Origin of the sequence: Paenibacillus taihuensis, assembly GCF_003386535.1 — a bacterium.
Classification (GTDB): domain Bacteria; phylum Bacillota; class Bacilli; order Paenibacillales; family Paenibacillaceae; genus Paenibacillus_Z; species Paenibacillus_Z taihuensis.
The window spans coordinates 43219-53626 of the sequence record NZ_QTTN01000044.1 but is presented as its reverse complement, the minus strand read 5'-3'; the positions used below and the strand labels follow the sequence as shown (position 1 = coordinate 53626).

Here is a 10408-nt window from a genome sequence, read left to right as displayed (position 1 = left end):
ATGGTGTACTGGAAACAATGGAAACGAGTGAAGACAAGGTTTACGAACCTAAAAGCATTTGGGATCCGCGCCAAACAAGCATGGGAATACGCCAACACAAGAAAGGGCTACTGGAGAACCTCCCATAGCCCGATCCTCTCCAAATCCCTCGACAACAATACCCTCAAAGAACTCGGATTCTTATTCTTTTCAGATTACTACCGACAAGTTACAACGTAAACTTAGGAACCGCCGTATACCGAACGGTACGTACGGTGGTGTGGGAGGTCGGCTACTCAACTAATGGGTAGCCTCCTACCCGATTGTGGAGGATTTCCCTACCCTTAGATCCCCTTGCGCGCCGTACTCTCCCGTATAATAAGCTCCGGCTTCCTCGGCGGTTCGGGCAGTATCGCTGCACCGTCGATCCGCTGCAGCAGCATTTCGACCATTCGGCCGCTCGACCATCCGATATCGAAGCTGACGCTGGTCAATTTCGGACGCAGCTTGTGGAAAAATTCCGTAGGGCCGAAGCCGATGACCGACAGGTCCTGCGGGATACGGTAGCCGTAATCGTAGAAATAATTGAGCGCTGCGACCGTCGTAATTTCATTGGAGATCATAAGCGCCGTCGGCTTCCGCGATTGCAGCAGCTGGTGGAGCGCGGCGTAGCTTTCTTCCATTTGGCCGGGAACTCGTACGATTATATCCTCGTTAAACGGAACGCCGTATTCTGAGAAAGCTCGCTTCACGCCTGCAATGCGATCGCTGTTGAAGGAGATAACTTGGCCGTTAATGCTTCCGACGATAAAGCAGATGTCAGAATGGTTGAGATCCAGCAAATATTTGGCTGCCATATAGCCGGCTTCCATATCGTCATGGGAAGCATAGTAGATGTCCTCGGTATTGCTCGAATATTTCATGTTGAACACATACGGAATGCCCGCTTCATCCAGCATGGCAGCAAGCGTCTCGCTCCCGGATGGGCTCAAGATAATGAATCCGTCGGCAGCTTGGCTCTTGATTACATCGAAGAAGGAGTCGGAATCGGCATTCGCCGACGTAATAACAAGAATATTGTAGCCCAATGCATGGGCCTTCTCCGTCAGCGCTTTGAAGAGCGCCTGGAAGCCCGCGTTATAGATAAGCTCGCTAATATGCTGCGCGCTCACGACAAGGCCGAGAATGCCGCTCTTGCCGGATTTGAACATGCGGGCGGTCCGGCTAGGGACATAACCGAGACTTTGGATCGCATCGAGTACGCGCTGCCTGGTATTTGGCTTGACGAGATTTGAGCCGTTCATAACTCGCGATACGGTGGAAGGCGTCACCTTCGCACGTTCGGCGACATCGTGTATGCTTGGTTTCTTAATTGCAATTTCCTCCTTGGGCGTGCTTCAATCCATGCAATGCAAACGATGCCATCATCTATCAACGATTTTAATGAATCCGCGTCCAAAATGCTAGCAAGATGTACGGTAAAATTTTGGCTGAAGCAGGTTGACAGCTGCAAGCGGCATGAGCTATGATCGGCTTGAAATGGCAACGTTGCCATAAAGTCAGTCAGTTCCATGATATGGACTGAAGGATGTAGATTATCTTCAAAAATGGCAACGTTACCATTTTATTGCGAATGATCCACTTTACTTGGGAGGGATGCGAAGATGAACATTTCACTCGGCTGCGATCACGCTGGTTTTCAGCTGAAATCGGCGGTTGCAGCACATCTGCAGTCGCTCGGCTGCGAGGTGACTGACCATGGCTGTCACAGTTCGGATGCCGTAGATTTTCCCGATATTGCCCGGCTTGTGTGCCAATCGGTTCTAAGCGGCGAAGCGGAGCGAGGCATCATGGTATGCGGAACTGGCGTCGGTGCGAGCATTGCCGCCAACAAGATTCCCGGCATACGGGCGGCGGTATGTCACGACTATCACTCGGCGCATCAGAGCGTTGAGCATGACGACGTGAACGTCATGTGCATCGGCGCTCAAATTGTCGGGGCGTGGCTCGCCAAAGATCTGATCACTTCCTTCGTGCAAGCTACATTCAGCACCGAAGAACAATTTCGCAGAAGAGTCGAGAAGCTAGCCGTGCTGGAGCGTGAAGCTGTACAGTATGTCAAACCATAATGATCATGCTTCTCTGGAGGCCTTCTACACTTCGTTTATTTACGAGTATCGCAATCAACGTAAAGTCGAGGAGGCGCTGGCATATATCGATTCGAATCTCGGAAGAGACGTTGGCCTGACGCAAGTGACGGATGTGATGAAATGCTCGTCAACTTATTTGAACCGGCTGCTTAAACAGTATACGGGCTATACCTTCTACAGCCTTCTGACCCGGAAGCGGATGGAACGTTCCAAATTGCTGTTGGCAGCGGACGGCCAGACGGTGCATGCGATCAGCGGCGCTGTCGGTTATACCAACGTACACAGCTTCATTCGCGCTTTTAAGCGCAGCGTCGGCGTTACGCCAGGACGATACCGGGAGGATCGAATTTCGGCATGCCGCTAATTCTTTGACAGCTTCTCGAACAAATCGATATAAACAAGACTGCGGTCGATATCTATCGCTTCTTTATAGAAATGCCTTGTGTCGTCGCTTGAATAGGTAAAGTTCGGATTCAAAATCGGCGTTCTGCGCACGATCGAAGGCACCCACTCCTCGCTCAGCAGCCAAGCAATTGCCGAGACATCCCACAGCACTTTGGACCAGCCCGGGCGATTGCGGCCGAACCGTTCAAATCTGCCGTGGAACAAATCGCTGAAGTATGTGCCGAGCTTGTTGCGACCGCGCAAGCAAGCATCGATCTCGTAGGTGGTTGTGAGCAGGTGCGAGGCTACGCTATGGCAAGGCAGAATGACGAGCGGAACGCCGCTGTCATAGATAATGCGCGATGCGTGATAGTCCTGCGAAAGGTTGAAAATGTCCTGTGTCGGCCACCAGTACGAGTTAGGTCCCAGCCAGACGACGACAATGCTGCGTATTATCTCCGGGCATTTGGCGATAGCGGAGGCGACGTTCGTAATGGCTCCGATTGCAACGACGTAGAGCGGCTCTTCACCAGCACTCAGAGCCAACTCGATAATCCGGTCGACGGCCTCGCTTGGAACAGGCTCATCGACACTGTTCATGAACTGGGCAGATCCCCGATATACCGGAGGCGTCTGCTCGAGCTCCATTAGTTTGTAGATATTGAAGATTTCGTTATAGCTTTTCTCCATACCCTCGCCTGGGCTTGTCGAGTTCCAGTTGAAGAATGGAGCTGCTGTTACGGCCAGCAGATCCAGCTTATCCGGCGACAGCAGGGAATAGGCCAGCGCAAACTGATCGTCTACTTCATTGAATGCATCCGTATCCAGTATCATCCTGACCCGATCTTTCGGATGGGCAAGCCGTTTCAGCATCATAGCGTCATCCAATCTATACTTTGCGTATCTTTCCATTTTACCCCGCACCCTCTCATCAATAGGTTTGTTGCTTCGAGTCCATTATAGGTGAGCTGCGAGCCCTGCGAATATGTGCATATTTCAAAGTCGGTCATTATTGCCTAGCATCCTACCAAACCAAAAGGAGATAACAAGCAATGAGCGAGCAAGTTAGCTTGTTTGATAAATTTTACGGCTGTATTGCCGGTGTTCATATCGGCTCAGCGATGGGCGCGCCGGTCGAAGGCTGGGACTATGAGCGCATCGATTCCGAGTACGGCATACTGGAGGAGCTGTTGCCTTATGAGCATTTTCATAATGGCTGGAAGCGTGAAGCGGGCACGACGGAGGACGGCGTAGAACGCCAGAAGCTGATGATATCTGCCATCATGGAGAAGCAGGACCGCGTAACGGCTGAGGATGTCCGGAAAATGTGGATCAAAGGCATTAAACCTGAATCGGCCGGCATGATCTCCGAACCGTTCGAAGCGGTATTGCTCGCTATGGCCAAGAGCGGCATTCCAGCCCGTGACATCGGCAAATATTGCGATTACGCAGGTCTCAACAGCTTCTCCCGTTCCTGCCATCCGATCGGGCTTATCAACGCCGGAGATATCTCGGCCGCCATCGACGATGTGAACGAAGTCGGGCAGCTGTATCAGACGATGAACGGACGCGGGCTGAAGTGGGCGACAGTGACCGCCGTTGCGATCGCTTCCGGCACGAAGCCTGGCGCGACGCTCGACAGCGTACTCGGCGAAATCTATGATCAGTGCGATCCGGATGTCGTCGTCGCAGAGCTTGACCGCGAGCTGAAGCGGACGGCTCATATACAGGACTATCGCGAATTTCGAAGAGCGCTCTACGATTCGTATAACATCCGAGGCATCCCCTATGAAGTCAGCTATGCGAATGAAGTCGTAACCAAGGCGGTCTGCATCTTCAAATGGGCGAAAGGCAATGTGAAAGACGCGATGGTCGCTGCAGTGAACATGGGGCGCGACACCGACTGCGTTACCGCGGTTGCCGCAGGTATATCCGGCGCGCTCACCGGCATCTCGACCGTGCCCGAGGCTTGGATCAAGCAAACCGATTATGCTACGACGCTGCATGTCGTAACCAATTCCCAGCGGACGATCAAGGAGCACGCGGAAGGATTATATCAAGCCTACCAATCCAGGTTGACGCAGCTGAAAGCCTATTCTGTACGGATGGGATCATTATAATAGCGGACGAATCGAGCGAGAGAACATAGAGAAGGAGCGTGCGAGAGATGAGTGGCAAAGTGAGCTTGCGGGATAAATTTTACGGCTGCATCGCCGGTGCACAAGTCGGTGCGGCGATGGGAGCTCCGGTACAAGGCTGGAGCTGGCAGGAGATTGCCGGCCGGTACGGCGTGCTTGATAAGCTTCTGCCTTATGAACGTGTCTGGTCACGGCCGGCGGGAACGACGGAGAGCGGCATCGAGCGGCAGAAGCTGCTAATAACGGCCATCTGCGAGCGGCAGGATCGCGTTACGGCAGAAGATGTGCGGACAATATGGAATTCGGATTTACGCAGGATCAATGCTGAGAAGGTCATGGAGCCGTTCGATATCGGCTTGATGGCATTGGCGAATAATGGCTTGCCGGCTCGTGATTTAGGCAAGTATTGCGATTATGCAGGACTGAACAGCTTCGCCGGGTATTGCCATCCAGTTGGTCTCATTAATGCAGGCGACGTGAAGAGCGCGGTTCGCGATGCATTCGAGCTCGGACAGCTGTATCAAGCTTCGCGAAGCTATGGGGTGAAGTGGTCAGGCGTCACTGCGGCGGCAATTGCGGCGGCCACCAAGCCGGATGCGACGATCGATAGTGTGATCCGCGATCTGTATGAGCATTGCGATTACTCCGACGTCGGCGCGCAGATTGACGGCTATAAGTACGGCTACTTGCGTGACAATGTGCTCGAAGAGCTGGACAAAGGGCTTGCCCTGACAGCCGGCTGCACCGATTTCGAGCAGCTGAGGCAAGCTTTCGATCGAACCTATCATGGACACGGCGTACCGTACGGAAACAGCTTCGCGAATGAAGTGGTGACCAAAGCGATCTGTATTGTCAAGATGGTTCATGCCAATGTACATGATGCGATTATCGCCGGCGTGAATATGGGCAGAGATACGGCCAGTGTTACTGCGCTCGCAGCCGGTATTGCCGGCGCTTTGAGCGGCGGCGCGTCGCTGCCGCAGGCGCTCGTTGCGCAGGTGGATCTGGCAGCGAGCGCGAACAAGTACAGCTGCAGCAAGAAGACGATCGCAGCTCAGGCGGATGGGCTGTACGGAGCATTTCAAACGCGGCTGCGAAGCATTAACAGCTTTGTGGGAGAGATGCTGGGCTAACAAGATGATGGTTAGGTTCACAAGGAAGGGCAGACGAATATGTCTGCCCTTCTTGCTATCTCGCCCCCTTTCCCCTACTAGGCAGAAAATAACTATTGCAGCATACGGCACCACAAGCGATACTAGTAACATCGGAAAAATGGGAACGTAGATTCCCTTCTTCATGTGCGAGGAAGAGGAATCGCTATCGTTTAGTGGAAGAAACGGAAGGGTTAGAACGCAATGGCGAACAGGGCGACAACGAATTTTTTTGAACGGAAGAAGGCCGAGCTTGGCGTCCAGCTGAACGAGGTTCAGCGGCAGGCGGTGCTGCATACGGAAGGTGCGCTGCTGCTGCTCGCATCGCCGGGCTCAGGCAAGACGACAACGATTATTATGCGGATTGGCTACTTAATTGAGGTAAAAGGCATTCACCCGAGCCGGATTAAGGCGGTCACTTTCAGCAAGGCGTCTGCGCAGGATATGAAGGAGCGGTTCAGCCGATTCTTCCCGGACCATCCTGCCGGCAGCGTCGATTTCTCTACGATTCACAGTCTCGCTTTTGAGCTGATGAGAGAGTATTTGCGACGGAATAAGGTGAATTGGCAAATTATCGAAGGTGCCGTAGAGGACGAAAGCGATGGCGATGCAGAAGGTGGGGACAATCTGCCGCTGCACAAGAAGTTCATTCTGCGTGATCTCTATAAGCGGATTCACCATGACAATATCACGGAAGAGCAGATGGAAGAGCTGACCACCTATATCAGCTTTATCAAGAATAAAATGATCCCGGAAGACCAGTGGGCATCCGTGAACTGCGACGTCAAGGAAGCCGCGCTGATTATGAAGGAATATGAAGCGTTCAAGCGCTCGCGCAGCGACAAGCTGCTGATCGACTACGACGATATGCTCGTGATTGGCAATAAGGCGCTCGAAGAGAGCAACGAGCTGCTCTGGAAATATCAGAACCGGTACGACTATGTGCTGACGGATGAAAGCCAGGATACGTCGATGGTCCAGCATGCGATTATCGAGAAGCTCGTGCGCCGGCATGGCTGCCTGTGCGTTGTCGCGGATGACGATCAGAGCATCTATACGTGGCGCGCGGCGGAACCGCAATATTTGCTCGATTTCAAGAACGTGTACCCGGATGCGGCGATTCTCAAGATGGAGCAGAATTACCGGTCATCGAAGAATATCGTTGCCATCGCGAACCAGTTCATTAAGCGCAACAAGAACCGTTACGACAAGAACATGTTCACCCGCAACGCCAACAACAGGCCGATTCGGATTAAGAGCCTTGCCGACTACAAACAGCAAGCGAAGTATGTAGCGGAGAAGGTTTCGCGGATTGAGGAGCTGCGCGAGGTGGCGCTGTTGTACCGGAACAATTCGTCCTCGATTACGCTGATGAATGAATTCGAACGCCGCGGCATTCCTTTCTACATGAAGGATGGCGATAACCGATTCTTCTCGCACTGGATTCTCGAGGATATTCTCGGATTCATGCGGATGGCGTATACGGACAAGAGACCGGAGCTGCTCGAGAAGATTCATACGAAGATGAGCGGGTACATTTCGAAAACGCAAATGGCGGCGCTGCTCCGCATTCAGAATAACGAGTCGGTGTTCGACAACTTGATCAACCATGTGCCGCTGCAAGACTATCAGCCGAAGCAGCTGCTGGAGTGCAAGGAAAATTTCCAATCGCTGAAAGAAATGCCGCCGCGCAAAGCCATTCGAACGATTCGGAATAAGCTCGGCTACGAGCGGGCGCTGGATCGGATGTGCGAACGGCTCGGTTTTCGCAAGGAGAGCTTGATCGGGATCTTGAACACGCTCGAGGATATTGCGGATGGCCTGGAGTCGCTGGAGGATTTTGCGAAGCGGCTGAAGTACTTGGAGGCGGTCATGAAAGCGTCCAAGAAGAACAAGAACGCCAATGCGGTCACCTTCTCAACACTGCATAGCGCAAAAGGGCTTGAGTTCGAGCGCGTGTACATGATCGATCTCATCGATGGCATCATTCCTTCGAGCGAAGATACGAAGAAGGTGGACGGTGAAGTGTCCGAGCAGATGGAGGAAGCGGTGCGCCTCTTCTACGTCGGCATGACGCGGGCGAAGCAGCAGCTGGAGCTGATTGCATACGGGAAGCGGGACGGCGAGGACGTGCGGGAATCCGAATTCGTCTCGGCGGTTCGTTATATCCAGGACCCGAACGCGGAGCCGCCGGTGCCTCAGCATTCAGCTGGTCTTACAACTTCGACGCGTAAACATGCGGGGACGCAAACATCAAGCGGCGTCACGGTCAGCAGACCGGAGGAGGGCTTCGTTCCGCCGAATCCGAATGCGCTCAAGAGCTTCAAAGGCGTAGCACCTGGCGCGCAGCTGAAGCATCGTGTGTTCGGCAGCGGCGAGCTGCTTGCTATTGATGGCGAGTCGATTGAGATCCGGTTTACGACCGGCGTGCGCAAGCTCGCGGTCAGCGCCTGCTTGCAGCTCGGTTTAATCGAGATGAACTAGCTTTCTTCTTTTTTGCCAGTTGTCCGCATAAGCTTGGAATGACACAGCGGACAACTGGTGAGAGGGGGGCGCCCATATGCGAAGATGGGGAAGAAGGGGATGGCGAAGCAGCGGACGCCGGCGCCGGTCAGGCGGCAGCGGGAAGAAGATGAGCCGCCGGAAGCTGGTTCTTATTTTGCTGCTCATATTCGGGCTGTTCTTCTTCCAGATGTTTATTTTCGTGGAGCGGAACTTGCAAGGTCCGCTGATGGCTGTTGCCAAGATTCGCGTGAAGCAGGTGGCGACGCAATCCATTAACAAAGCGATTACGGAGCAGGTTGCCCAGCAATCGAACGCCGATAAGCTCATTGATTGGAAGACGAACGCGAGCGGCAAAATATCCGGCTTCATGCTGAACTACTCCGAGCATATGCGAATCACCTCAGAGACGATCGATACCGTGCAGACGACGCTGAACAAGATGGGCGACATTCCGGAGAAAATCCCGCTTGGCCAAGCGCTTGGCAGTGCGATCATCGCCTCGTTCGGCCCGCGTATTCCAGTTAAATTCGAGCCGATCGGTGCGGTAAAGGTCGATCTGGATACACGGCAAAAGGATGCCGGCATCAATATGATCCTCGTCGAGGTGTATATGCACATCGTAGCGGAAGTATCGATTATTATCCCGTTCGACACGCAGCCGGAGCTCGTGGATACGGAGATTCCGATTTCGTACCTGCTGGTTGTTGGCGATGTGCCGATGTACTATTACGACAATAAAGGCAATCCGGTCGGAGATTCGGCATCGAATGCGCCGAACATTTCGCTTCCGATGCAGAATGGCAAGAACGGCGTGACTACGACGTCGACCGAGGATAGTGCTGCGACTAGCGCAGCGCCTGATACGTCGGCTAATGGGGACGCAAATACGAATATGAATTCGAATTCGAATGCAGGTTCAGCAGGGGAATGACCGGTATTAGCATGAAAAAAGAGCGCTCATCATACAGCTTATCGCTGCTTTGACGAGCGCTCTTCTTATTTACCATTTACGTTTGCGCAGTTTCCGTCGTTCATCGGATTCCCATTGTCTCAGCGACGGGTAAGGATCGAACGCCCACTCCACTAAACCGCGGTCTCGGTAGATGCCGTAATGCAGATGCGGCGGGAATTTGCCCGATGTTCCCGGACGACCGTAGCCGGAGCTGCCGACCCAACCGACGACTTGACCGGGTTTAACTGCAGTACCCACGGCGATAGTCTTGTCATAGCCGGACAGATGCGCATAATAATGATAATAATTATTGAGATCGCGGATGCCAAGACGCCAGCCTCCGTAAGGATTCCACCCTTTGATCTCAATAATGCCGTAGCAGGTGCTGCGAACAGGAACGCCATGACCTGCAAAAATATCGGTTCCCTCGTGAATGCGGCGGCCGCCCCAGCCGCGTTTCGTTCCCCATGTTCCTTTGTAGGAATAGTTATCGCCGATCGGGAGCGGGAACGCGTGCTCGAACAGATTGAGCGTTCCGAACGTCTCGTAGAGGCGCGAAAACTGGCGAATGCGCTGGACCGCTCTCGTATTGTGATAGTACTGCCATAGCCCGATTGAAAAATCGTCCTCCTCCGTGCCAAATCGCATCAAATGATTGGCGACGGAATACAGTAAGTCAGTGTCATTCGTGCGTACCGCGAGCCCATCTCCGTCTCCATCCTCGCCGAGCCCGCTGAACCAGCGAATCGATACGGGTTGATCATCGTTCATGTCAGGGTTTAGTTCCCCGGCCCAATCGGATTCGGATACGAATACGCTGATGTATTTTCCCAGCTGCTCGCGTGTCTTGGGGCGGGCCTTCGTGATCGTCCGTTCATACTGGTCGATCGCAGCCAGCCGGTACCAAGGAATCCGGGTGACGATGCTAATCTCATCGTAGAGAATGCGCCGTTTCATGAATGAGTCATCTTTGGTTTCTGTTTTTTGGGCGCTCGCGCTCTGCGCGCTCGGGGCTTCCCTTGCTTTTGGAGCACGAGCTGCGGCGCCAACAGTATGTTCCTGGACTTGGCCGAAGAACTGCAGGTTAATAACTAGAACGACCGTTATTAAGCGTAAACACATGGATCTCAGAAGTATCGGCCTCCAAGT

The 10408-nt window shown here is 53.4% G+C and carries 9 protein-coding genes and 1 pseudogene; 7 read left to right on the top strand and 3 right to left on the bottom strand.

Going from position 1 to position 10408, the window contains the following annotated elements:
* Positions 1-219: pseudogene (locus A8990_RS31880) on the top strand (group II intron reverse transcriptase/maturase); the annotation flags it as partial.
* Between the two features lie 104 nt (positions 220-323).
* Here the strand turns inward: A8990_RS31880 and A8990_RS26300 are convergent.
* On the bottom strand, positions 324-1337 hold the full coding sequence (locus tag A8990_RS26300) for a LacI family DNA-binding transcriptional regulator (protein WP_281272531.1): 1014 nt from the start codon (positions 1335-1337) through the stop codon (positions 324-326).
* Positions 1338-1643: 306 nt separating this feature from the next.
* Here A8990_RS26300 and rpiB point away from each other — a divergent pair, with 306 nt between their 5' ends.
* Both rpiB and A8990_RS26290 read left to right on the top strand, forming a co-directional pair.
* Positions 1644-2108: a ribose 5-phosphate isomerase B gene (gene rpiB / locus A8990_RS26295; protein ID WP_116192006.1), complete on the top strand. Its 465-nt coding sequence runs from the start codon at positions 1644-1646 to the stop codon at positions 2106-2108.
* Complete coding sequence (locus tag A8990_RS26290) at positions 2095-2493, top strand: helix-turn-helix domain-containing protein (protein ID WP_116192005.1); 399 nt, start codon at positions 2095-2097, stop codon at positions 2491-2493. The genes rpiB and A8990_RS26290 overlap by 14 nt, the downstream gene beginning before the upstream one ends.
* Here A8990_RS26290 and A8990_RS26285 read toward each other — a convergent pair.
* The gene (locus tag A8990_RS26285; protein WP_116192004.1) at positions 2490-3425 is read right to left on the bottom strand and encodes a nucleoside hydrolase; all 936 of its coding nucleotides are present in this window, start codon (positions 3423-3425) and stop codon (positions 2490-2492) included. The two genes, A8990_RS26290 and A8990_RS26285, sit on opposite strands and share 4 nt — an antisense overlap.
* A gap of 140 nt (positions 3426-3565) precedes the next feature.
* On the opposite strand from A8990_RS26285, the gene A8990_RS26280 reads away from it, so the two are divergent.
* From A8990_RS26280 to yunB, 4 genes are all read left to right on the top strand, one after another.
* Positions 3566-4633, top strand: coding sequence for an ADP-ribosylglycohydrolase family protein (locus A8990_RS26280; RefSeq protein WP_116192003.1), 1068 nt, complete (start codon positions 3566-3568; stop codon positions 4631-4633).
* A 47-nt stretch (positions 4634-4680) separates the two neighbouring features.
* On the top strand, positions 4681-5784 hold the full coding sequence (locus tag A8990_RS26275; RefSeq protein WP_116192002.1) for an ADP-ribosylglycohydrolase family protein: 1104 nt from the start codon (positions 4681-4683) through the stop codon (positions 5782-5784).
* 222 nt (positions 5785-6006) lie between these two features.
* Positions 6007-8286, top strand: coding sequence for an ATP-dependent helicase (locus tag A8990_RS26270; RefSeq protein WP_116192001.1), 2280 nt, complete (start codon positions 6007-6009; stop codon positions 8284-8286).
* Positions 8287-8362: 76 nt separating this feature from the next.
* Complete coding sequence (gene yunB / locus A8990_RS26265) at positions 8363-9238, top strand: sporulation protein YunB (protein ID WP_116192000.1); 876 nt, start codon at positions 8363-8365, stop codon at positions 9236-9238.
* A gap of 69 nt (positions 9239-9307) precedes the next feature.
* Here yunB and A8990_RS26260 read toward each other — a convergent pair whose 3' ends face one another.
* Positions 9308-10381, bottom strand: coding sequence for a M23 family metallopeptidase (locus A8990_RS26260; RefSeq protein ID WP_116191999.1), 1074 nt, complete (start codon positions 10379-10381; stop codon positions 9308-9310).
* Between the last annotated feature and the right edge of the window lie 27 nt (positions 10382-10408).

Excerpts from the sequence above, each read along its gene's own strand:
- A8990_RS26285 (WP_116192004.1), bottom strand. The coding sequence starts at position 3,425 with ATGGAAAGATACGCAAAGTATAGATTGGATGACGCTATGATGCTGAAA.
- A8990_RS26270 (WP_116192001.1), top strand. The coding sequence starts at position 6,007 with ATGGCGAACAGGGCGACAACGAATTTTTTTGAACGGAAGAAGGCCGAG.
- A8990_RS26280 (WP_116192003.1), top strand. The coding sequence starts at position 3,566 with ATGAGCGAGCAAGTTAGCTTGTTTGATAAATTTTACGGCTGTATTGCC.
- A8990_RS26275 (WP_116192002.1), top strand. The coding sequence starts at position 4,681 with ATGAGTGGCAAAGTGAGCTTGCGGGATAAATTTTACGGCTGCATCGCC.
- rpiB (WP_116192006.1), top strand. The coding sequence starts at position 1,644 with ATGAACATTTCACTCGGCTGCGATCACGCTGGTTTTCAGCTGAAATCG.
- A8990_RS26260 (WP_116191999.1), bottom strand. The coding sequence starts at position 10,381 with ATGTGTTTACGCTTAATAACGGTCGTTCTAGTTATTAACCTGCAGTTC.
- A8990_RS26290 (WP_116192005.1), top strand. The coding sequence starts at position 2,095 with ATGTCAAACCATAATGATCATGCTTCTCTGGAGGCCTTCTACACTTCG.
- yunB (WP_116192000.1), top strand. The coding sequence starts at position 8,363 with ATGCGAAGATGGGGAAGAAGGGGATGGCGAAGCAGCGGACGCCGGCGC.